The organism is Pandoraea sp. PE-S2T-3, from assembly GCF_002179965.1.
GTDB lineage: Bacteria > Pseudomonadota > Gammaproteobacteria > Burkholderiales > Burkholderiaceae > Pandoraea.
Genome location: NZ_NGUQ01000001.1, coordinates 123,133 through 144,427, shown reverse-complemented (window position 1 = coordinate 144,427; position 21,295 = coordinate 123,133). Strand labels below are relative to the sequence as shown.

The 21,295-nt window shown below is 62.8% G+C and carries 20 protein-coding genes; 8 read left to right on the top strand and 12 right to left on the bottom strand.

Features of this window, described 5'->3' with window-relative positions; genetic code table 11:
• The first annotated feature begins 11 nt into the window (after nucleotides 1-11).
• Nucleotides 12-638, top strand: coding sequence for a DUF47 domain-containing protein (locus CDV46_RS00655; RefSeq protein WP_058379040.1), 627 nt, complete (start codon nucleotides 12-14; stop codon nucleotides 636-638).
• 13 nt (nucleotides 639-651) lie between these two features.
• Nucleotides 652-1,662, top strand: a complete 1,011-nt coding sequence (locus CDV46_RS00650) for an inorganic phosphate transporter (protein ID WP_058379039.1) — start codon at nucleotides 652-654, stop codon at nucleotides 1,660-1,662.
• 336 nt (nucleotides 1,663-1,998) lie between these two features.
• Here CDV46_RS00650 and CDV46_RS00645 read toward each other — a convergent pair whose 3' ends face one another.
• The 11 genes from CDV46_RS00645 to CDV46_RS00595 all read right to left on the bottom strand — a co-directional run bounded on the left by CDV46_RS00645 (nucleotide 1,999) and on the right by CDV46_RS00595 (nucleotide 13,888).
• A complete protein-coding gene (locus CDV46_RS00645; protein WP_087721502.1) occupies nucleotides 1,999-2,853 on the bottom strand; it encodes a C40 family peptidase in 855 nt (284 codons plus the stop codon).
• 241 nt (nucleotides 2,854-3,094) lie between these two features.
• Nucleotides 3,095-4,834 carry a PhoH family protein gene (locus CDV46_RS00640; protein ID WP_087688845.1) on the bottom strand — a complete coding sequence of 580 codons (1,740 nt, stop codon included), beginning with the start codon at nucleotides 4,832-4,834 and terminating at the stop codon, nucleotides 3,095-3,097.
• Nucleotides 4,835-5,200: 366 nt separating this feature from the next.
• Nucleotides 5,201-5,662, bottom strand: coding sequence for a peroxiredoxin (locus CDV46_RS00635; RefSeq protein WP_058379037.1), 462 nt, complete (start codon nucleotides 5,660-5,662; stop codon nucleotides 5,201-5,203).
• Between the two features lie 69 nt (nucleotides 5,663-5,731).
• The gene (locus CDV46_RS00630; RefSeq protein WP_087721501.1) at nucleotides 5,732-6,637 is read right to left on the bottom strand and encodes a polysaccharide deacetylase family protein; all 906 of its coding nucleotides are present in this window, start codon (nucleotides 6,635-6,637) and stop codon (nucleotides 5,732-5,734) included.
• Between the two features lie 243 nt (nucleotides 6,638-6,880).
• Nucleotides 6,881-7,924 carry a bifunctional UDP-4-keto-pentose/UDP-xylose synthase gene (locus CDV46_RS00625; RefSeq protein WP_058379035.1) on the bottom strand — a complete coding sequence of 348 codons (1,044 nt, stop codon included), beginning with the start codon at nucleotides 7,922-7,924 and terminating at the stop codon, nucleotides 6,881-6,883.
• A 7-nt stretch (nucleotides 7,925-7,931) separates the two neighbouring features.
• Nucleotides 7,932-8,837 (bottom strand): formyltransferase, encoded by a 906-nt coding sequence (locus CDV46_RS00620; RefSeq protein WP_087688843.1) that lies wholly within the window; start codon nucleotides 8,835-8,837, stop codon nucleotides 7,932-7,934.
• A 23-nt stretch (nucleotides 8,838-8,860) separates the two neighbouring features.
• Nucleotides 8,861-9,928 (bottom strand): glycosyltransferase, encoded by a 1,068-nt coding sequence (locus CDV46_RS00615; RefSeq protein WP_087688842.1) that lies wholly within the window; start codon nucleotides 9,926-9,928, stop codon nucleotides 8,861-8,863.
• Nucleotides 9,925-11,091 (bottom strand): DegT/DnrJ/EryC1/StrS family aminotransferase, encoded by a 1,167-nt coding sequence (locus CDV46_RS00610; protein ID WP_087688841.1) that lies wholly within the window; start codon nucleotides 11,089-11,091, stop codon nucleotides 9,925-9,927. The genes CDV46_RS00615 and CDV46_RS00610 overlap by 4 nt, the downstream gene beginning before the upstream one ends.
• Before the next feature lie 36 nt (nucleotides 11,092-11,127).
• Nucleotides 11,128-11,499, bottom strand: a complete 372-nt coding sequence (locus tag CDV46_RS00605; protein ID WP_058379032.1) for an SMR family transporter — start codon at nucleotides 11,497-11,499, stop codon at nucleotides 11,128-11,130.
• A gap of 248 nt (nucleotides 11,500-11,747) precedes the next feature.
• On the bottom strand, nucleotides 11,748-13,469 hold the full coding sequence (locus CDV46_RS00600; RefSeq protein ID WP_441339295.1) for a glycosyltransferase family 39 protein: 1,722 nt from the start codon (nucleotides 13,467-13,469) through the stop codon (nucleotides 11,748-11,750).
• 32 nt (nucleotides 13,470-13,501) lie between these two features.
• Entirely contained in the window at nucleotides 13,502-13,888 is a 387-nt protein-coding gene (locus CDV46_RS00595; RefSeq protein WP_087688839.1) for an Mth938-like domain-containing protein, read from the bottom strand.
• A 369-nt stretch (nucleotides 13,889-14,257) separates the two neighbouring features.
• Here CDV46_RS00595 and CDV46_RS00590 point away from each other — a divergent pair, with 369 nt between their 5' ends.
• The 6 genes from CDV46_RS00590 to moaE all read left to right on the top strand — a co-directional run bounded on the left by CDV46_RS00590 (nucleotide 14,258) and on the right by moaE (nucleotide 20,544).
• Nucleotides 14,258-15,484: a pyridoxal phosphate-dependent aminotransferase gene (locus CDV46_RS00590; RefSeq protein WP_170936004.1), complete on the top strand. Its 1,227-nt coding sequence runs from the start codon at nucleotides 14,258-14,260 to the stop codon at nucleotides 15,482-15,484.
• Nucleotides 15,485-15,521: 37 nt separating this feature from the next.
• A complete protein-coding gene (locus CDV46_RS00585; protein WP_087688838.1) occupies nucleotides 15,522-16,832 on the top strand; it encodes a homoserine dehydrogenase in 1,311 nt (436 codons plus the stop codon).
• A gap of 52 nt (nucleotides 16,833-16,884) precedes the next feature.
• Nucleotides 16,885-18,348: a threonine synthase gene (thrC, locus tag CDV46_RS00580; protein WP_087721499.1), complete on the top strand. Its 1,464-nt coding sequence runs from the start codon at nucleotides 16,885-16,887 to the stop codon at nucleotides 18,346-18,348.
• A 105-nt stretch (nucleotides 18,349-18,453) separates the two neighbouring features.
• Nucleotides 18,454-19,689, top strand: a complete 1,236-nt coding sequence (locus tag CDV46_RS00575; RefSeq protein ID WP_087721498.1) for a molybdopterin molybdotransferase MoeA — start codon at nucleotides 18,454-18,456, stop codon at nucleotides 19,687-19,689.
• Nucleotides 19,690-19,729: 40 nt separating this feature from the next.
• Complete coding sequence (moaD, locus tag CDV46_RS00570) at nucleotides 19,730-19,987, top strand: molybdopterin converting factor subunit 1 (protein ID WP_058379026.1); 258 nt, start codon at nucleotides 19,730-19,732, stop codon at nucleotides 19,985-19,987.
• A gap of 65 nt (nucleotides 19,988-20,052) precedes the next feature.
• Nucleotides 20,053-20,544, top strand: a complete 492-nt coding sequence (gene moaE / locus CDV46_RS00565) for a molybdopterin synthase catalytic subunit MoaE (RefSeq protein WP_087721497.1) — start codon at nucleotides 20,053-20,055, stop codon at nucleotides 20,542-20,544.
• 54 nt (nucleotides 20,545-20,598) lie between these two features.
• Here moaE and CDV46_RS00560 read toward each other — a convergent pair whose 3' ends face one another.
• Entirely contained in the window at nucleotides 20,599-21,219 is a 621-nt protein-coding gene (locus tag CDV46_RS00560; RefSeq protein ID WP_254915885.1) for a group III truncated hemoglobin, read from the bottom strand.
• Between the last annotated feature and the right edge of the window lie 76 nt (nucleotides 21,220-21,295).

The window sequence follows — 21,295 nt, the reverse complement described above, 5'->3', positions numbered from 1 at the left end:
GTTTCCCAATAATGTTCGGTCGCTTCATGCCCACCGAGGGCAAGTTCTTTGACCTGTTCAACCAGCACGCGGAGTGCATGATTGCCGGCAGCCGAGAGCTTGCCGCCATGCTCAACGACCTGCCGAACGCAGAGTCCCGTACCGTCGCCGTGCAGAACAGCGAAAAGAAGGCGGATCGCATCACGCACGAGACAATCGACCTGATGCACAAGACGTTCATCACGCCGTTTGATCGCGATGAGATCCATAAGCTGATCAGTACCATGGACGACATCCTGGATCTGATGGAAGACGTGGCGACGGCTGTCTGGATGTATGACATCAAGAGCGTGCCCACCGAGGCACGTCAGCTCGGCGAGATCTGCGTGAAGTGCTGCGAGCGCGTGCAAAGCGCCGTGGCGCTGCTCAACGACATGGATCGTGCCCGCGACATCCTGAAGTTGTGCGAAGAAATCGACGGTCTCGAATCGGAAGCCGACCGCCTGCTGCGCGGTTCGCTCTCGAAGCTGTTCCGCGAAGAAGCCGATGTGAAAGAGCTGATCAAGCAGAAGGCTGTGTCGGAATTGCTCGAGTCGGTGACCGACAAGTGCGAAGACGTTGCCAACATCATCGAAGGCATTGTGTTGGAAAACGCCTGAGCGGAGACGATTGATGGCAACGCTTCACATCAGCCTCTGGCTGGTCGGACTATTGGTCGCGCTGGCGCTTCTGTTCGACTTCATGAACGGCTTCCACGACGCCGCCAACTCGATCGCTACGGTGGTCTCGACGGGCGTGCTGAAGCCGCATCAGGCGGTGGCTTTCGCCGCCATGTTCAACATCATCGCGCTGTTCGTCTTTCACCTGAAAGTCGCGGCGACGGTGGGCAAGGGCACCGTCCACCCGGAGATCGTCGATCACTATGTGATCTTCGGTGCACTGGTCGGGGCGATCGCCTGGAACATCATCACCTGGTACTACGGCATTCCGTCGAGCTCCTCGCACGCCCTGATTGGTGGTCTGGTCGGTGCGGCAGTGGCCAAGGCGGGCACCGGGTCGCTCGTCGCGAGCGGTCTGCTGCAAACGGTCGCGTTTATTTTCGTGTCGCCGCTGCTCGGCTTCGTGCTTGGCTCGTTCTTCATGCTGCTGGTGTCGTGGCTGTTCTTCCGAACGCCACCGGCACGGGTCGACCGCTGGTTCCGTCGTCTGCAACTGGTTTCGGCCGGGATGTATAGCCTCGGGCACGGCGGTAACGATGCGCAGAAGACCATCGGCATCATCTGGATGCTGCTGATCGCTGCGGGCATGTGGCCGCAAGAAGCGGCTGAACCGCCCCTGTGGGTGATCGTCGGCTGCTATCTGGCCATCGGTCTGGGAACGATGTTCGGCGGCTGGCGCATCGTGCGCACGATGGGTCAGAAGATCACGAAGCTCAAACCGGTCGGCGGCTTCTGCGCTGAGACGGGCGGGGCGTTCACGCTGTTCTTCGCGTCGTGGCTCGGCGTGCCGGTCTCGACGACGCACACGATTACCGGCGCCATCGTCGGTGTCGGCGCCACGCGCAAACTCTCGGCCGTGCGCTGGGGCGTGGCGGGTAACATCGTCTGGGCCTGGGTGCTCACCATTCCGGCGTCGGCGTTCATTGCCGCCATCGCCTGGTGGGTCGGCAAGCAGATCCTGTAAGGTCAGTTCCGGCAAAACAAAAAAGCGGCTTCGGCCGCTTTTTTGTTGCCCGTCGTGTGTGACGTGGTGAGCATTGCGATGATCTATCGGTGTCATCGCGACAATCAATTTCAATAGCTAATTGCAATTGATTATCATTTGTTCATAGCGTTTAATTGCATGGCAAAGGAGCCCAACATGACCACGATGATCCAACGTTCGCTGCGTATTCGCCCGCTGGCTATCCTGATGGGCGTCGCCATTAATGTTGGTGGTGCCGCAACCTTGCTTGCGCATTTGCACTGATCTGGCAAGACAAGGCCGAACGGGGTGCAATACCTCGTCGGCCAGAAGTCGTTACATCGAACTGTTGGCGAAGCGTGCGATGGGGTCGTCGTCCTGAGCTGGCGGCGGGACCAGATTGGCCGTGCGATTCGGTGGTGCCGTTTGCGGTGCCACTTGTGGTGTTTCGAGCGGCGAGGGCGTCGCTGACGTCAACGGACGGTTCGGTGCGGTGTTCATCGGCACGACTGGCAGTGGTGCCGTTGCCGGCGTCTGTGCCGCCACCGTATCCGGTGCGGAACGGTTCACGTAAGTCGTATTGCCTGCCGGCGCCTTGTTGGCCGCCACGCGCCGGACGCCATCGATGCGGCGTGCCCAGTACGGGATGTACAGGCTTTCCAGCCGTACTGTCCCGCCCGTATTCGGCGCGTGCACGAATTTCCCCTGACCGACATAGATACCCACGTGCGAGTGGGCGCGTCCCGTCGTATTGAAGAAGATGAGGTCGCCGGAGGCGAGGTCGTCGCGTTCGAGCGGCGTACCGATGCTGCTCATGTCGGCAGTCGTGCGCGGCAGATTCACACCCGCGGCGCGCGCCACCACATAACGAACCAGACCGCTGCAATCGAAACCGGAATCCGGCGTATTGCCGCCGTAACGGTAAGGAATGCCGACGAGACTCATCGCCTCGATCGTGATTTCCTCCTGCCCGGCGCTACGCTCGGGGCCCATCGTGCGGTTGCCGAAATTGGCGTTGCTGCCTTGGCGGACGCTGGGGCCGGAGGAGCAGGCCGCGGCCAGTACGGTGACGGCCAGCACGGCGACGCAACGTCCCGACAACCACGCCAGTGACGGCAGCGCATGCGCACGCGGCGATGCCGGGTGGGCGGCGGTGGAGCGATGAATGCGGAAGGGGCGCTGGATTCGCATGCGCCGAGTTTACGACGCTTACCGGGCGAATGCATCGCATAAGTGCCGAAATCCGGACTTTTTGTGGCGTCGAGGTCACAAAACAGGCAGTTCCCGGGTGATTTTGTCAGCGCCGCGCCATCAATGCTGCGTTTGGACTGCGAGGTCGGTGGAGATGACTGACCGTTCGACAACTTTTCAACATGAATAAAAAACGGCGCCCGAAGGCGCCGTCATCGCTGCGAGTGAAGCTTCGTCAGCGTTACAGGATTTCTGCTGCGTAATCGGCCAGACGCGAACGCTCACCGCGTGCGAGCGTCACGTGACCGCTGTGACCCCAGCCCTTGAAGCGATCCACGACGTAGGTCAGACCCGAGCTGCCTTCGGTCAGATACGGCGTGTCGATCTGCGCGATGTTGCCCAGGCAGATCAGCTTGGTGCCAGGACCGGCGCGCGTCACAAGCGTCTTCATCTGCTTCGGCGTCAGATTCTGCGCCTCATCGATGATGACGAACTTGTTCACGAACGTGCGGCCGCGCATGAAGTTCATGCTCTTGACCTTGAGTCGCGAGCGAATCAGTTCCTGCGTGGCTGCGCGGCCCCATTCACCGGCGGAGTCGTCGGTCTTTTGCAGTACTTCGAGGTTGTCGTCGAATGCGCCCATCCACGGTTGCATCTTCTCTTCCTCGGTGCCCGGCAGGAAGCCGATATCTTCACCGACGGGCACGGTTGCGCGCGTGATGATGATCTCGTTGTAGCGCTTCTCGTCTAGCGTCTGCGCCAGACCGGCCGCCAGCGCCAGCAGCGTTTTGCCGGTGCCTGCCTGACCCAGCAGCGTGATGAAGTCGATTTCCGGATTCATCAGCAGGTTCAGCGCAAAGTTCTGCTCGCGGTTGCGCGCCGTGATACCCCACACGTTGTTCTTGTGGTGACCGTAGTCGCGCAGCGTCTGCAACAACGCCGTCTTGCCGTTGATCTCGCGCACCTGAGCGTAGAACGGCGCTTCGCCGTTATTCGTCTCGAGATACACGAACTGGTTGATGAGGAAGCTGGTGCACGACGGCCCGGTGATGCGGTAGAACGTGGTGCCGGTGCGGTTGTCCTGCCAGCTTTCCATGCCCTTGCCGTGCTTCGTCCAGAAGTCCGGCGGCAGGGACATCACGCCCGAGTAGAGCAGATCGCTGTCCTCGAGCACCTTGTCGTTGAAGTAGTCTTCCGCCGGCAGACCGAGCGCATGCGCCTTGACGCGCATGTTGATGTCTTTCGACACCAGCACGACCTGACGATCGCGGAACTTGTCCTGCAAGGCACGCACGACGCTCAGAATCTGATTGTCGGCCTTGCCCTGCGGCAGCCCTTCGAGCGGCGGCGGTTCGGGCAGGTCGGTCTGGAAGTACAGGCGGCCCGTGGCGTCCTTGTTGCCAAGGCGCGAGAGCGGAATGCCCTCGGACATCGACTTCGTGCCGCTTTCGGCGACCAGCCCGTCGAGCGTGCGGCTCACCTGACGCGCATTGCGCGCCACTTCCGACATGCCCTTCTTGTGATTGTCGAGCTCTTCCAACGTCATCATCGGCAGATAGACGTCGTGCTCTTCAAAGCGGAACAGGCTGCTCGGATCGTGCATGAGCACATTCGTGTCGAGTACGAAGAGCTTGGCTGGTTCCAGGTCTTTCACGCGCGCGCGTTTCGCGCCGTTGGCCGGTGCGGGCGCCTTCACCGCCTTGAGCGGCGTATTCGCGCCTGACGGGTCGGCCACAGGTGCCGAACGCGGCGAGCGTGCAACAGCGGGTGGCGACTGAGGTGCAGTCTGCGCCACGGGTGATGTCGTGGGGACGACCTTCAATTCGGCCGTACCAGCCGCACCAGACGATTCGCCCAGTGCATGTTGTTCAGACGAGGGGATCGGTTTCTTGGCCTCCGTGCGCGAAGGTTTGAGGCGAGTGGGGAATTGTTCCGGGGCAAGCAGCGTGCCCGGTTTGGTCGGCGCCGATGGCAATGGCATAGATTTCCCGTTCAAGAAAACACAACACTACTCGGCCGGGACAGACCGCAATACATCACATCCCGGCAACAAAAAAGCCGCCTGCCCGGACGCACCGGAGAGGCGGCTTGGCTGAAGGCGCCGCCGTGGCGACGCCTGCAATAGTCTCGTTCAATGCGCTTGATCATTACGACCGACTATAACGTCTCTGACGGTGCTTGTATAGCGTCGAATCACCTGACTGGCGGCGTCGTCGACGCTTTGGCAACACGTTCGCGAATAGCGCTCGGACGCTGACGCCCAGGTCGGCCGGACATTGCCCGGCACCGTTGGGTCAACGCTGCATCAGCGCCGCATCATCGCTACGCCGATGCGCCATTTTCACCTTCAGAGTGCCTTGACGGCAGCGAGTACATCGCTGACGTGGTCCGGCACGCGCACGCCACGCCATTCCAGACGCAGCACACCCTTTTCGTCGATCACGAACGTACTGCGTTCGATCCCCATATGTTCTTTGCCATAGAGTTTTTTCAGCTTGATGACACCGAACAACTTGCACACCGCTTCGTCGCCATCGGAGATCAGCGGGAAGGGCAGTTCGAGCTTGCGCTGGAAATTCTCGTGCGAGCGCAGGCTGTCGCGCGACACGCCGACGATCTGCGCGCCGGCCGCCTGAAACTCGGCGTAGCTATCGCGAAAGTTCATGCCCTCGGTGGTGCAGCCGGGCGTGTTGTCTTTCGGATAAAAATAGATCACTACCTTCTGGCCACGATGGGCCTTGAGCGAGAAGTCGCCGCCAGTGGCCGGTGCGGTGAAGTCAGGCACGAGAGTGTCGATGGCTACCGTCACGTTGGTCTCCTTGGGGTGGCCGTTCAAGGCCGGAAAAGGGAATCTGGGGGGGATCGCGGGAAAGCGGGTTCAGGCGGCTGCCTGGCCCTCGAGAATCAAGTCGCCCGAGCGGCCCTGGACTTCGCCCCACACCACCGGACGTGCCGCCAGGCTGGCGAGATCGAGCGTCTCGTAGTACTGACCCATGGTCACCAGATCATGCCCCTGGCGACGCCATCCGGCCAGCACCTGGCGGAACAGCGGGGCAAGCTTCTGACCTTCAAGTTCCGCGTGCAGCGTGAACACGTGATCTTGCGCCGGATCGCGAGTCAGGGCAAGCAGGTGTTCGGCCACGGCATTCGCGTCGCGGTCATCGACGCCGAGCAGTTCGTCGACCGTCGGCAGCGTCGTGGGCATCTGCACGTGGTTCAGGCGCACGCCGTCGACGATCGGGTAATGCGGGGCGTGGCCGCGCCCGTCGGACGAATACTTCATGCCCCAGGCGTCGATCTGGCGAAACGCGTGGTTGTTCATCTGCCAGCCGGCCGCGCCGTGCGTCACCGGCGGTGCACCGAAGATCTGGCCGAAGCGGGCGTAGGCCTGTGACATCTGGCGTTGCGTCCAATCGGCGTCACGTCCGCGCACATTGTCCTGCCAGTACGTGTGGTCCCACGTGTGGATGCCGGTCTCGTGGCCGGCGGTCTGCACGGTGCGCATGACGTCGGCCGCACGCAGGCCGATATCGGGCCCGGGCAGCAGCGTGCCGTACATCAGCGTCTTGAAGCCGTAATGCTCAACCACCGATGTGCGCGACACTTTCTTCAGAAAGCCGGGACGGAAGACGCGCTTGAGCGCCCAACCGGTATGGTCCGGCCCCAGGCTGAACAGGAAGGTGGCCTGCGCCTGATGCTCCGCCAATGCGGCGAGCAGGTTGGGCACGCCTTCGCGAGTACCGCGCAGGGTGTCGACGTCAATCTTCAGGACAATCTTGGCCATAGCCGTCCTCGTGTGGGGCATCGTGGCACGCCGGGTGCCCGATGTTGCGGATGCCGCGAAAACATTAGCTGCGCACGCGATGCCCGGGCGATTCACGAGCCATTCGCGGGAAATGCGCAGGCATTACGTAGACATTACGTAGGAAATACCGAGTCAAAAACGCCCGATGCGCCAGGGGCGCACCGGGCGTGCAGTGCGATTCATGCAACGAGACCCGCCACCATGGGGAAGCGGGTCTGATGCTTACTCGACCAGTCGGCGAGCTTCGGCGACGTGGCCGCGATATGCTTCGAAGATCTTGCGCAGGGCGTCGTCCATCGTCGTGGTCGGTGCCCAGCCCAGTTCCTGCATCGTGTTTTCGATCTTCGGCACACGGTTCTGCACGTCCTGGTAGCCGGTGCCGTAGTAGGCGTCCGACGACGTTTCGACGATCTGAACCTTCTTGGCCGTCTCGGCGTACTCGGGGAATTCGCCGGCCAGCTTCAGCATCATGTTGGCCAGTTCGCGCACCGAGAAGTTGTTCTTCGGGTTGCCGATGTTGTAGATCTTGCCGCTGGCAACGTTGTTCTTGTTGTCGATGATGCGCACGAGCGCGTCGATACCGTCATCGATGTCCGTGAACGCGCGCTTCTGGCTGCCGCCGTCGACCAGGCTGATGTTCTCGCCACGGGCGATGTGACCCAGGAACTGCGTGACCACGCGCGACGAACCTTCCTTCGGCGTGTAGATCGAGTCCAGGCCGGCGCCAATCCAGTTGAACGGGCGGAACAGCGAGAAATTCAGGCCTTCCTGCATGCCGTAGCCCCAGATCACACGATCCATGAGCTGCTTCGAGCAGGCGTAAATCCAGCGCGGCTTGTTGATCGGGCCGTAGATCAGCGGCGAGTTTTCCGGGTCGAATTCACCGTCGGTGCACATGCCGTAGACCTCGGAGGTCGACGGGAACACCAGATGCTTGCCGTACTTCACGGCCGAGCGAACGATCGGCAGGTTCGCCTCGAAGTCGAGTTCGAACACGCGCAGCGGCGCCTTCACGTAGGTTGCCGGCGTTGCAATGGCCACCAGCGGGAGAATCACGTCGCACTTGCGAATGTGGTACTCGACCCATTCCTTGTTGATCGTGATGTCGCCTTCGAAGAAGTGCATGCGCTCGTGGTTGATCAGATCGCCAAGGCGGTCCGTGAGCATGTCCATGCCATAAACTTCCCAGTCGGTCGTCTCCAGGATGCGTTTCGACAGATGGTGGCCGATGAACCCGTTGACACCGAGAATCAGGACTTTTTTCATATTACGGTCAGTGATTGAGCTGGGAAAACTGTGTCGGCGTGACAACCTTGCCGTCCAGCGTTAGTTCATGAATGACGAGGGCATTTCCGTCGCCGCAAACGCCAAGGAGCGCATTATCCACTACTTGCACGCCGCAGGGCAAACCGGCGGGGGCGGGCGCCCGTGACAGGCGGGCCCGCGTGACCACCCAGCGGCGCTCGCCGACATCGGTAAACGCGCCCGGATACGGCGGGGCGACCGCACGAATCAGGTTATAGACCTCGACGGCAGGCTTCGTCCAGTCGATACGGCCGTCTTCCGGCTTGCGGCCGCCAAAATAGCTGCCTTCGGCCAAATTGTTGGCATGGCGGGGCGCCGTGCCCGCCAGTAGCGCCGGCAGGCAACGCCAGAGCGTCTGCTCGGCGGCCACCGTGACTTTCTCGAACACCTCGCCCGCCGTGTCGTCCGGCAGGATGGGCACCGACGTCTGGTCGATGATGGCGCCCGCGTCCGGCTTGAGGGCCATCTCGTGCAGCGTGGCACCCGTTTCCGTTTCGCCCTTCAAAACCGCCCAGTTCACCGGCACGCGGCCGCGATACTTCGGCAGCAGCGAGCCGTGCATGTTGAACGCCCCCTTCGGGGCGATCGCCAGCACCGGCACCGGGATCATGTGGCGGTAATAGAACGAGAAGATGAAATCCGGTGCGACGGCGGCGATCTGGGCCGCCAGCGCGGGATCGGCCGGATCGTCGGGCGTGATGACCGGAATGCCGTGCTCGGCGGCGACCGAGGCCACGCTGCCGAACCAGATGTTCTCGTTCGGGTTGTCCTGATGGGTCACCACGAGCGCGACATCGACGCCGCGTGCGAGCAGCACTTGCAGGCAGCGCACGCCGACGTTGTGATAAGCGAATACGACAGCTTTGGAACTCATGACGTGTGTAATTTCCGGGCCTGTCAACGTGCACCCGTACGATGGGCGGGGCTGTCCGATGCGGCATCCTGCGCGGCGTCCGCACCCAGTTCCGTCGCGCCGGCGGCCGAGCTGTTCGAACTATTCGACAGGGCTGCCGTGGCGGCGCTGCGGCCCGACTGCTCTTGCAGCACGGCTTGCACCAGATAGCGCGGACGCTGACGCACCTGCTGATAGATACGGCCGATGTACTCGCCGAGCAGGCCCATGCCGAACAGAATCACGCCGAGCAGGCAGAACGTGACAGCAAACAGGGTGAATACGCCCTGGACTTCCGAGCCGAACAGGAAACGGCGTGCCATCAGCACGACGAACAGCACGCCCGACGCGGCGGACAACGTAATGCCCACGCCCGAGAGCCATTGCAGCGGCACGACCGAGAAACCGGTCACCAGATCGAAGTTCAGGCGAATCAGGCTATAGAGCGAGTATTTCGACTCGCCGGCAAAGCGTTCTTCGTGCGCGACGTGCACTTCGGTCGGATTCTGCGCAAAGGTGTAAGCCAGCGCCGGGATGAACGTGTTGATCTCGCGGCACTGATTGACGGTGTCCACGATATGGCGGCTGTAGCCGCGCAGCATGCAGCCCTGATCGGTCATGCGGATGCGCGTGATGCGCTCGCGCAGACGATTCATGAGGCGCGAGGCATTCCGGCGGAACCACGTGTCCTGACGGTTCATGCGGATCGTGCCCACATAGTCGTGACCGGCGGCCAGTTGATCGACCAGCTTGCCGATTTCTTCCGGCGGGTTCTGGAGGTCGGCGTCGAGCGTGATGACCCATTCGCCACGCGTGTGTTCGAAGCCCGCCAGAATGGCCATGTGCTGGCCATAGTTGCCGTTGAACAGCACGACGCGCGTCACGTCCGGGCGCAGGCGGTACTGTTCGGCAAGAATGGCGGCCGAGCGGTCGCGGCTGCCGTCATTGACGAACACCACTTCGTAGGTCAGCCCCAGTTGGTCGAGCGCCGGGTATAGCCGGGTGAAGAGGGCGGCGAGGCCAGCCTCTTCGTTATAAACCGGGATGACGACGGAGAGTTGTGGATGAGTCATTTTTGATGATTGGCGCTAATGGCGTTGACGGCGTCGCAAACGCGCGTGACGTCGTCGTTCGTCATGGCAGGGAACAGGGGCAGCGTGAGGAGCGAGCGACCCAGACGCTCGGTCTGCGGGAACTGCCCTTCGTGATGTCCAAGTGCCCGATACATTGTAAACAGGTGAATGGCGGGATAGTGTACGCCGCTGCCGATGCCGGCCGCCTTGAGCTTTTCCATGAAGTCGGCGCGGCTGATCGTCAGGCGATCCAGCGGCAGTTCGACCTGGAACATATGCCAGTTCGAGTTCTCGAAGTCGGCGGGCGGCAGGCCGAGGCCCAGCGCGGCGGCCGCACCGTTCGAGAGTCCCTTGAAATACAACTGGGCGAGTTCGGTGCGGCGGCGGTTGAATTCGGCGAGATGCGGCATCTGGCCCACACCGACACGGGCGGCCACGTCGGTCAGGTTGTACTTGCCGCCGAGCACGTCGACATCCATGCCGTCCATGCCGATACGCGTCACGCCTTGCAGACGGTACTTCTCGGCCAGACGCGCTTCGTCCTCGTTGTTGAACACGAGGGCGCCGCCTTCGATCGACGTCAGGTTCTTGTTCGGATGGAAGCTGAACGAGATCAGATCGCCGAACGCGCCGATGCGCTTGCCCTTCCAGGTCGAGCCCATGGCCTGAGCCGCGTCTTCGATCACGCGCAGGTTGTGGCGGCGCGCGATGTCGTACAGACGATCCATATCGACCGGCAGCCCGGCGAGATAGACGGGGATGATGGCGCGCGTCTTCGGGGTGATCGCCTTTTCGAGCAGATCGAGATCGATGTTGCGCGTGGCCGGATCGACATCGACGAATACGGGCGTGGCGCCTACTTCGAGAATGACGTTCGCGGTAGCCACCCACGACAGCGGCGTGGTGATGACTTCGTCACCGCTTTGCACGCCGGCAATGCGCAGGCCGATTTCCAGCGTGGCCGTGCCCGAATTGAACGTGCGCACAGGGCGCCCGCCGAAAAATTCGGACAACGCTTGTTCGAAGGCCTTTACTTGCGGGCCCGAGGTGATCCAGCCCGAACGCAGCACTTCGGTGACGCCTGCAATGGTCGCGTCGTCGATGCTGGGCCGCGTGAACGGCAGGAACGGTTGATTGGCAGTGGGGGTCGCCGATTCGCTCATGGTAGTAGACAAGGCCTCAGGTAAGCGGCGCAGAGCTTAGCTGCGCGCAAGAATATAAACACCGACCAGAATGATGCCGATGGCGATGACACGTTGCATCGACAGGGTCTCGCCGAACAGGTACCACGCGGCAAACGCGTTCACTACGTAGCCGAGCGAGAGCATCGGGTAAGCAATCGAGACTTCAACGCGCGAGAGCGCCAGAATCCACACGACGACGCTGATGGCATAGCACACCAGGCCGCCCATGATCGGCACCTGCGTGGCGAGCTTGATGCCGATGGGCACGATGTTGGCGCGCGTGAATTCGAGCGCGCCGATGGAATTGGCGCCTGCCTTGAGCAACAGCTGGGCGCACGCGTTGAGCAGCACGCCCGTGAGAATAAGGGAAAACGTAGCGAGATTCATGGAACGTTTGTGAACGTTTGTGAATAATTATGGATGGCGTTCCTTGGCTGATCCTTAGGCCGCGCCCGCTGGCGCACGGCCCGAACGGCCCGGGTCACACCCCTGTCGATTTCAATAGTCCTGCGCACGCACCGACACTTTTCCGAAGGCAGGGGCTCCCCGCGAACCCCGTGCCTGATAATTTCGGATGTTGAGACGAATGCCGCGGCCGGTAGTCGAACCGGCGCTTGAAACGCACTATAAACGCGCTATTTTACGTTGTCTTGCGGAAGTGGTTTGCTAATAACAACGCGCCGGGCGTCGCGCGCGATGACACGCATGGGCAAGTGCTCGGCTTCAAGCTTGCCGAACGTGTCCGGATCGACCAGCGCGAGCGCCTTCGGATCGGCGCGCCAGCGCGTGTAAAAGTCGGCCAGCGTCGGTACCCATTTCTGTGGCTCCTGCTTTACGCCGAATTCGAGTTCGTCCGGGTGCTGCACCATGATCATGTCCGTGCCGAGATAGAACGGCATGGTGTGATCGAGCACATTGACTGAATAGAACGGCGTGCCGGGTCCGAGTCGCTGCATCTCCGCCTTGATGGCCGGCACCAGCAGCACGCCCGAGCTTTGCCGCCCGAAGACCTCGTGACCCATGCCGCCGATGGTCGTGAGCAGCAACATGGCCGTGGCGAACATGATGACGGCCCGGCGGGCGCTATGACGCGCGAGCCGCCAGGCGACCAGCGTGCCTACTAGCCCGGCACCCAACGCGAAATACAGCCAGATCTGGAACGCCTTGTACAACTCGTTGGGGTTGCGCACGCTGCCCGAACGGCCGACGAAGATCGCCACCATGACGAGCGCTGCGATCAGAAACACGGCATACCCGGCCAGATGCACACGCAACTGGTCACGGCGCATCTGCGCCAGATACAGGCCGAACAGCAGGGCCATGGCCGGCGCGATCGGCAGCAGGTACGAGATCAGCTTCGAGTGCGAGACACTGAAGAAGACGAAGATGAAGATCGACCACGTCCACATCAGCACGGTCGGCGCGAAGCCGTTGGGCTGACGGGGCATGCGCCACGTGGCGCGCACGGTGCCGGGCAGGATCGACAGCCACGGCAGGAAACCCACAAGGAACACCGGCACGAAGTACCAGAGCGCGCCGTCGCGGTTATGACCTTCCTCGGCGAAGCGGCGGAAGTGCTCGTTGATGAAGAAGAAATCAAAGAACTCGGGGTTGCGCATCTGCACGAGCACGAACCACGGCGCTGCGATCAGGAAGAACACGATCAGGCCGCTGCCGAGGTACAGGCGCTTCCACAGCGCCCAGTCGCGGGCGACGAGCGTGTAGAGCACGAGCACGGCGCCGGGCAGCACGATGCCCACAAGCCCCTTGCTCAACACGGCAAGCGCCATGGCGGCCCAGCACAGCCACATCCAGCCGCGCACCGACGGGCGGGGCAGTCCGGGGCGTTGCGCGAGCAGCAGGGCACACAGCGACAGCCCCATGAAGAACGACAGCCCCATGTCGAGCACGTTGAAGTGCCCGAGCAGCGCCCACAGCGGGGCGCTTGCCAGCGCGGCGGCGGCAAACAGGCCCACACGCGCGTTGAACACGCGCCGGCCGGTGTAGCCCACCATCAGCACGCCGGCGAAGCCGGTCAGGGCCGTCCAGAGTCGCGCCTGCCACTCGCCCAGACCGAACGCCGCAAACGTGAGCGCATTCATCCAAGTTTGCAGCGGCGGCTTCTCGAAATACTTGTAGCCGTTGTAGCGCGGCGTAATCCAGTCGCCCGTCGTCCACATCTCGCGCGCCATTTCGGCGTAGCGGCCTTCGTCGCTGGCGATCAGGTGCCGATAATCCAGCATGCCGAACCATACGAGGGCAAAGCCGATGAGCAGCGTCCAGAACGCGGCGGGCGAGAGCGGGTACGGTGCAGCAGGAGAGAGGTCAGGGGGCAGCGGCGCGTGAGCGGCAGGCAGCCCTGAGTTCCCGGTCTTGGCGGGGGCGCGGGTCACTCAGGCATTCCGTTGTCGACGAGCACGACCAGTACGACGCGGCGGCCTTCACTCATCAGGATGTTGTAGGTGCGGCAGGCCGCTTGCGTATCCATCGAGTCGACGCCGATGCGCGTGCTGGTCAACGAGGCGGTGAGACGCGGGTGGGCGAAGCGCAGCCGCTCGCCGCTGCCGAAAATCACGACTTCCGGGTCGAGGGCACGTAAGGCTTCGAAATGGGCCGGCTCGAGCGCATCGAACGCCGATACCGGCCAGGCTTGAATCTCGCCCTCGGGCGCGACGATCACACTGTGGTTGTGACGCGTCTTGTTGATCTCGATGTAACCCGGTCCGTAGCCGGTGACCGTGTTCAAGGCTTGCGAGGGGTCTTGGTGCAGTTTCACTTTCGGAGATTCCCTACCGGATGCGGACGGAATGGATAAGGGATAGAGACGGAGTGGCAGCAGATCGCTTGATGAACGGAACGGATTTATACGCTCGGCGCGGTCGGGCATCTTGCCTCGCGTGGCGGAAACCGTCAATGATGCATTGCCGAACTCTGTCATAATTGGCTAAATTATAGCTTTTTGCCGTACGCAGCACGGCAAACCGTTGCAGTGCGGCATTTGCGACACCGGAACCGGGGACATCGGGCATTTTGCCTGAGGATAGCCGGTCCGCTCAAATCCCGCCTGCGGTCCAAGCGTTGCGCCAGAGGTCGGCATGCCAGCCGCCCGTCAAGCCAGTCAAGCTAGTCAAGAATAACGACCGCCGTGAAACCGATCCTCAAATCGCAGAAATTGCAGAATGTCTGCTACGACATTCGTGGGCCCGTGCTTGAACATGCCAAGCGCATGGAAGACGAGGGTCATCGCATCATCAAGCTGAACATCGGCAATCTGGCGCCGTTCGGTTTCGAGCCGCCCGACGAGATCGTGCAGGACATGATCCGCAACCTGCCGAACTCGGCCGGTTACTCCGATTCGCGGGGCGTGTTCGCGGCGCGCAAGGCGATCATGCATTACGCCCAGCAGAAGGCCATCAAGGACGTGCAGCTCGACGACATCTACCTCGGCAACGGGGCGTCCGAGCTGATCGTGATGGCCATGCAGGCGCTGCTCAACGACGGCGACGAAGTGCTGGTGCCCGCGCCCGACTATCCGCTGTGGACGGCTGCCGTGAGTCTCTCGGGCGGCACGCCCGTGCACTATGTGTGCGACGAGCAAGCCGACTGGCAGCCGGATCTGGCCGACATTCGCAAGAAGATCACGCCGAACACGCGCGCGATCGTCGTCATCAACCCGAACAACCCCACTGGCGCGCTCTACACCGACGAAGTCCTCAAGGAAATCGTCTCCCTGGCGCGCGAGCACAAGCTGATCATCTACGCCGACGAGATCTACGACAAGATCATCTACGACGGCGCGACCCACACCTCGCTGGCCTCGCTCTCCGAAGACGTGCTCACCATCACGTTCAACGGCCTGTCGAAGAGCTATCGCGCGTGCGGCTACCGCGCGGGCTGGATGATCGTATCCGGCGACAAGCGCCCGGCGCGCGACTATATCGAGGGGCTCAACATCCTCGCGTCGATGCGCCTGTGCCCGAACGTGCCCGGCCAGTACGCGATTCAGACCGCACTGGGCGGCTATCAAAGCATCAAGGACCTGATCGTGCCGGGCGGACGCCTGTACGAGCAGCGTGAGATCGCGCACCGCATGCTTACCGCCATCCCCGGCGTGACGTGCGTGAAGCCCAAGGCGGCGCTGTATCTCTTCCCGCGTCTCGATCCGGCGGTGTACCCCATCGCCAACGATCAGGAGTTCATCCTCCAGTTGTTGCTCGAAGAAAAGGTCCTGCTGGTGCAGGGCAGCGGCTTCAACTGGATGCACCCCGACCATTTCCGCGTAGTGTTCCTGCCTCACGAGGGCGACCTGGAAGATGCCATCAGCCGCATTGCCCGCTTCCTTGACGGTTATCGCCGTCGCCACGGCAAGTGATGCGCACCAACCGATTTCGACTTTTGAGTAAAACTGCATGAAACCGATCAAATTGGGCCTGCTCGGCCTTGGCACGGTAGGCTACGGCACCTTTCAGGTGCTCGCACGCAACCAGGAAGAAATTCAACGTCGCGCTGGCCGGGGCATCGAGATTACCAAGGTCGCCGTGCGCAACGTCGAACGCGCCAAGGGCCTAGTAGGCAACGCCGCCGAAGTGACGGGCGATCCGTTCGAAGTGGTCAACGATCCGGCCATCGACGTGGTGGTCGAGACCATCGGCGGGTACGACCTCACCAAAGAGCTCGTCCTCAAGGCGATCGAGAACGGCAAGCACGTGGTCACGGCCAACAAGGCGCTGCTGGCGGTGTATGGCAACGAGATTTTTGCCGCTGCCCGCAAGGCCAATGTGATGGTCTCGTTCGAAGCTGCCGTCGCCGGTGGTATTCCGATCATCAAGGCCCTGCGCGAAGGCCTGACGGCCAACCGTATTCAGTGGATCGCCGGCATCATCAACGGCACCACGAACTTCATCCTCTCGGAGATGCGCGACAAGGGCATCGACTTCGACGTGGCCCTCGCCGACGCGCAGCGTCTGGGCTACGCGGAAGCCGACCCGACGTTCGACATCGAAGGCGTGGACGCCGCTCACAAGCTCACGCTGATGAGCGCCATCGCGTTCGGCGTGCCGGTGCAATTCGACCGTGCCTATGTGGAAGGCATCACCAAGCTGGCCGCCATCGACATCAAATACGCCGAAGAACTCGGCTATCGCATCAAGCTGCTGGGCATCACGCGCCGCACGGAAGCGGGGATCGAACTGCGCGTGCATCCGACGCTGATTCCGACCAAGCGCCTGATCGCCAACGTGGAAGGTGCGATGAACGCTGTGCTGGTGCAAGGCGACGCCGTCGGCGCCACGCTGTACTACGGCAAGGGCGCCGGTGCCGAGCCGACCGCCTCGGCGATCGTGGCCGACATCGTTGATGTGACGCGCCTGCAAACGGCCGATCCGGAACATCGCGTGCCGCATCTGGCGTTCCAGCACGACGCGCTGTCGAACACCCCGGTGCTGTCGATGGACGAAGTCACCACCAGCTACTACCTGCGCCTGCGCGTGGTCGACCGGGCTGGCGTGATGGCAGAACTCACGCGCATTCTGGCGGATCTGGATATCTCGATCGACGCGTTGCTGCAAAAAGAGTCGCGCGAAGGCGAGCATCAGACCGACATCATCCTCCTGACGCATGTGACGCAAGAGAAGCACATCAATGCCGCCATCGCGAAGATCGAAGCGATGGGCACCGTGCTCTCGAAGGTCACGCGTATCCGTATGGAGTCGCTGAGCTGAACGCTTGGCAGCGACTCGACACCACTGGACCACGGACAGGACAACGACTGACATGAAATACATCTCCACGCGCGGCGCGGGCCTGACTTCGGGCGAGCCGCAATCGTTTTCCAGCATCCTGCTGGGCGGGCTGGCGCCGGACGGCGGCCTCTATCTGCCCACGGAATACCCGCAAGTCTCGGCCGACGAGCTGCGCGCCTGGCGCCAGTTGTCGTACGCCGATCTGGCCGCGAAAGTGCTGGCCAAGTTCGCTGGCGATATTCCGGTGGAAGTGCTGGCCGACCTGACGCGCCGTACCTACACCGCCGAGGTGTACCGCAACGTGCGTCCGGGCGAAGACGCCACCGAGATCACGCCGCTGCTGCCGCTGGGCGAAGAGAACGGCACGCAACTGTCGTTGCTGGCGCTCTCGAACGGCCCGACGCTCGCGTTCAAGGACATGGCCATGCAATTGCTTGGCAACCTGTTCGAGTACGCACTGGCTCAGCACGGCGACGCCCTGAACATTCTGGGCGCGACGTCCGGCGATACGGGCAGCGCAGCGGAATACGCCATGCGCGGCAAGGAAGGCATTCGTGTCTTCATGCTCTCGCCGGCCGGCAAGATGAGCGCGTTCCAGACCGCGCAGATGTACAGCCTGCAAGACCCGAACATCTTCAACCTCGCGGTCGAAGGCGTGTTCGACGACTGTCAGGACATCGTCAAGGCCGTCTCGAACGATCATGCCTACAAGGCGCGTTACAAGATCGGCACGGTCAACTCGATCAACTGGGCCCGTGTGGTCGCGCAGGTCGTCTACTACTTCAAGGGCTACTTTGCTGCCACGGGCGGCAAGTCGGGCCAGGACGGCAAAGTGTCGTTCACCGTGCCGTCGGGCAACTTCGGCAACGTCTGCGCGGGTCACATCGCGCGCATGATGGGCCTGCCGATCCACAAGCTCGTCGTGGCGACCAACGAGAACGACGTGCTCGACGAGTTCTTCCGCACCGGTAACTATCGCGTGCGCAAGTCGGCCGAGACCTTCCACACCAGCAGCCCGAGCATGGATATCTCGAAGGCGTCGAATTTCGAGCGTTTTCTGTTCGATCTGCTGGACCGCGACGCGCAGGCCACGGCGGCGCTGCTCGCCAAGGTGGAGCAGGGCGGTTTCGACCTGTCGGGCACCGATGCGTTTGCACGCGTGGCGCAGTTCGGCTTTGTGTCGGGCCGCAGCACGCACGCCGACCGTGTGGCGACGATTCAGGACGTGGCGAAGCGCTACGACGTGGTCATCGACACCCACACGGCCGACGGCGTGAAGGTTGCGCGCGAAGCACTGGAACCGGGCGTGCCGATGGTGGTGCTCGAAACGGCCCAGCCGGCCAAGTTTGCCGAAACGATTCGTGAAGCGCTGCATCGTGAGCCGCCGCGTCCGGCGGGCTTCGAGCAACTCGAATCGCTGCCGCAACGCGTCGAGACGGTGCAGAACGACGTCGCCCGCGTGAAGGCCTATATTGCGGAACATACCGGCCTGTAAGTTGGCCGATGGACGCCGCGGCGTCCCGGTGTCACATCACGTGAACGCATCGGGACGCCCTCTCTCTTTTTCTTCCCGGGCCCTGTCGGGCCCGCGACGCCTGCCATGCTGAGTACACAAGAAGCGCTTGACGCTGTTCTGGCCGCTGCCCGTCCGCTCGGGCAGACGGAAACCGTCGACACGCTCGCGGCCAACGGGCGCGTGCTGGCGGCCGATGTTGTGGCCACGCTCGACGTGCCGCCGATGGACACCAGCGCGATGGACGGCTATGCCGTGCGCCGGGCGGATCTGACGGGCGCAGAGACGGTGTTGCCGGTCTCGCAGCGCATTCCGGCGGGCCACGCCCCCGAGCCGCTGGCAGCGGGCACGGCGGCGCGCATCTTCACGGGCGCCCCGGTACCCGCAGGCGCGGACGCCGTCGTGATGCAGGAACAGTGTGAAGCGCGCGACGACGGTTCGGTGGTGATTCGTCACGCCCCGGCCGATGGCGAGTTCGTCAACCGGCAGGGGGCCGACATCCGCCGCGACAGCGTGGTGCTGGCGGCGGGCACCCGCCTGCGCGCCCCGGCGCTCGGCTTGGCGGCATCGGTCGGTATCGCGAAGCTTCAGGTCGCGCGCCGCCTGCGGGTAGCGGTGTTTTTCACCGGCGACGAACTGACGATGCCCGGCGAGACGTTGCGTGCCGGCAGCATCTACAACTCGAATCGTTTTGTGCTGCGCAGCCTGCTGGAAAACCTTGGCTGCCAGATGACCGACTACGGCATCGTGCCGGACAACCTGTCGGCCACACGCGCCATTCTGCGCGACGCGGCACGCGGCAACGACCTGATCATCACGTCGGGCGGAGTGTCCGTCGGCGAAGAGGATCACGTCAAACCCGCGGTGGAAGCCGAGGGCCGTCTGAATCTTTGGCAGATCGCGCTCAAGCCGGGCAAACCGCTCGCTTACGGCGAGGTCAACCGCACCGGCGCGAGCGCGGCGGCAGCGGAGGCCACCCAGACGGCGCATTTCATCGGCTTGCCGGGCAACCCGGTGTCGAGTTTCGTGACGTTCCTGCTGTTCGTGCGTCCGTTCATCCTTCGCCTGCAAGGCGTGCAGGACGTGACGCCGCGCCGTATCGCCATGCGCGCCGACTTCACGCAAGCCAAGGCCGATCGCCGCAACGAGTTCGTACGTGCCCGCCTGAACGCCAATGGCGGGTTGGACGCGTTCCCGAATCAGAGTTCGGCGGTACTGACGTCGACGGTATGGGGCGACGGCCTCATCGATAACCCGCCGGGCCACCGCATCGAAGCGGGGCAGACGGTGGCGTTCCTGCCGTTTTCCGACCTTCTATATTGAGAGACAGGCATGTCGCGCCTGACGCGGCATGGCCCAACCTATGCAGATCGATCTTCGCTTTTTTGCCAGCGTACGCGAGGCCCTCAAAGTGGCCGAAGAACATGTGGAAGTGCCCAACGGCATTACCACCGTGGGAGACGTGCGCCAATGGTTGTGCCTGCGCGGGCCGCTGTGGGCCGAGACGCTGGGTGAGCAGCGATTCCTGCGCATGGCGCTGAATCACACGATGGTGCCGGCGTCCACGCGCCTCACCGACGGCTGCGAAGTGGCCTTCTTCCCGCCAGTGACGGGCGGCTGAGTCCAGCGCCAACCGCCAAGCTGACCTCAACGCAGACCTCAACGCAGACGAACCGAGACCCGATCATGCCGATCCGCGTACAGACCGAAGACTTCGACCTGTCGACCGAAATTCGCCAACTGCGCGCGGGCGACCTGCGCGTGGGCGCGGTGGCGAGTTTCGTGGGGACGGTGCGCGACCTGAACGACGGCAAGGACGTCTCGCGCATGACGCTCGAGCACTATCCGGGCATGACGGAGAAGGCGCTTGAGCAGATCGTGGCGCAGGCCAGCGAGCGCTGGCGGCTGTTCGACGCGCTGGTGATCCATCGGTACGGCGACTTGGGCCCGGGCGATCAGATCGTGCTGGTGGCCGTGACGTCGGCGCATCGCGGCGATGCGTTCGCCGCGTGCGAATTCATCATGGATTATCTGAAGACCGAAGCCCCGTTCTGGAAGAAGGAATCGACGCCGCAAGGCGAGCGCTGGGTCGATGCCCGCGATACCGATACGGCGGCACGTGAGCGCTGGGCGGTGGGGCGGGGTGGGGTCCCGGATTCTTCGGTCAAATCCGACTAAAAATCAAAAATCCCCAACAAAAATCGGCGAAATTCGAACAATTTCGCCGATTTTTCATTCATGAGGCCGCGCGGGCCGCGCGGCCTTCACGCTGTCGAGCAACGCGCGCTGCGCCGGTGGCAGCGCGTATTCCCATCCGAACAGATTCAATTGCAGGCTCTCTGCGATACGGATCGCCGGCTCGGCGAAGACGAAGGCGGCTTCCGGTTCGAACAGCGCGTCGAGCGTATCGAAGAAGAGCACCAACCAACGGCTGAAATGCTCGCCGGTGAGGTGAGCGAACGGCTGATGCGCCTGCGTCACATTGCCGCGGTAACGTTTCGCACCGAGCACGATGCTGCTCCAGAACGCGACCATTTTTTCCAGATGCATGTCCCAGCGCCCTTCGAGCGCCTGCCGGAAGACGGGGCCCAGCAGGTCGTCGTCGCGAATGCGTCCGTAGAACGTGTGAACAAGCAACTGCACGGCCGCTTCGTCGACCTGCCCGAGCCGCTTGGGGGGCAACGCATCGAGCCACGTACCGAGGCGTGTCACGGGCGGCGTCGCGGCGAAAGTGCCGCCTTCGAGGGCCGCTTCTGCCGCCAGCCCGGACGCAGATTTATCCCCCGTTTCGGCGCGATGTCCGGCCGGGTGCTTGTGGGTAGATCCAGTGCCTTGGCGGTCGTGTTGACTCATGGTGCGGCGTGCTAAAAATAGCTATTATGAGCCTCAAAGTCAGGCGTGTCGCGGGGGCGTGTCCCCACGATCTGCG

Bases quoted from the DNA above. Each gene is read 5' to 3' on its own strand.
- moaD (WP_058379026.1), top strand. From the start codon at position 19,730: ATGCAGATCGATCTTCGCTTTTTTGCCAGCGTACGCGAGGCCCTCAAA.
- CDV46_RS00575 (WP_087721498.1), top strand. From the start codon at position 18,454: ATGCTGAGTACACAAGAAGCGCTTGACGCTGTTCTGGCCGCTGCCCGT.
- CDV46_RS00650 (WP_058379039.1), top strand. From the start codon at position 652: ATGGCAACGCTTCACATCAGCCTCTGGCTGGTCGGACTATTGGTCGCG.
- CDV46_RS00615 (WP_087688842.1), bottom strand. From the start codon at position 9,928: ATGACTCATCCACAACTCTCCGTCGTCATCCCGGTTTATAACGAAGAG.
- CDV46_RS00625 (WP_058379035.1), bottom strand. From the start codon at position 7,924: ATGAAAAAAGTCCTGATTCTCGGTGTCAACGGGTTCATCGGCCACCAT.
- CDV46_RS00645 (WP_087721502.1), bottom strand. From the start codon at position 2,853: ATGCGAATCCAGCGCCCCTTCCGCATTCATCGCTCCACCGCCGCCCAC.
- moaE (WP_087721497.1), top strand. From the start codon at position 20,053: ATGCCGATCCGCGTACAGACCGAAGACTTCGACCTGTCGACCGAAATT.
- thrC (WP_087721499.1), top strand. From the start codon at position 16,885: ATGAAATACATCTCCACGCGCGGCGCGGGCCTGACTTCGGGCGAGCCG.
- CDV46_RS00585 (WP_087688838.1), top strand. From the start codon at position 15,522: ATGAAACCGATCAAATTGGGCCTGCTCGGCCTTGGCACGGTAGGCTAC.
- CDV46_RS00620 (WP_087688843.1), bottom strand. From the start codon at position 8,837: ATGAGTTCCAAAGCTGTCGTATTCGCTTATCACAACGTCGGCGTGCGC.
- CDV46_RS00605 (WP_058379032.1), bottom strand. From the start codon at position 11,499: ATGAATCTCGCTACGTTTTCCCTTATTCTCACGGGCGTGCTGCTCAAC.
- CDV46_RS00640 (WP_087688845.1), bottom strand. From the start codon at position 4,834: ATGCCATTGCCATCGGCGCCGACCAAACCGGGCACGCTGCTTGCCCCG.
- CDV46_RS00560 (WP_254915885.1), bottom strand. From the start codon at position 21,219: ATGAGTCAACACGACCGCCAAGGCACTGGATCTACCCACAAGCACCCG.
- CDV46_RS00630 (WP_087721501.1), bottom strand. From the start codon at position 6,637: ATGGCCAAGATTGTCCTGAAGATTGACGTCGACACCCTGCGCGGTACT.
- CDV46_RS00655 (WP_058379040.1), top strand. From the start codon at position 12: ATGTTCGGTCGCTTCATGCCCACCGAGGGCAAGTTCTTTGACCTGTTC.
- CDV46_RS00610 (WP_087688841.1), bottom strand. From the start codon at position 11,091: ATGAGCGAATCGGCGACCCCCACTGCCAATCAACCGTTCCTGCCGTTC.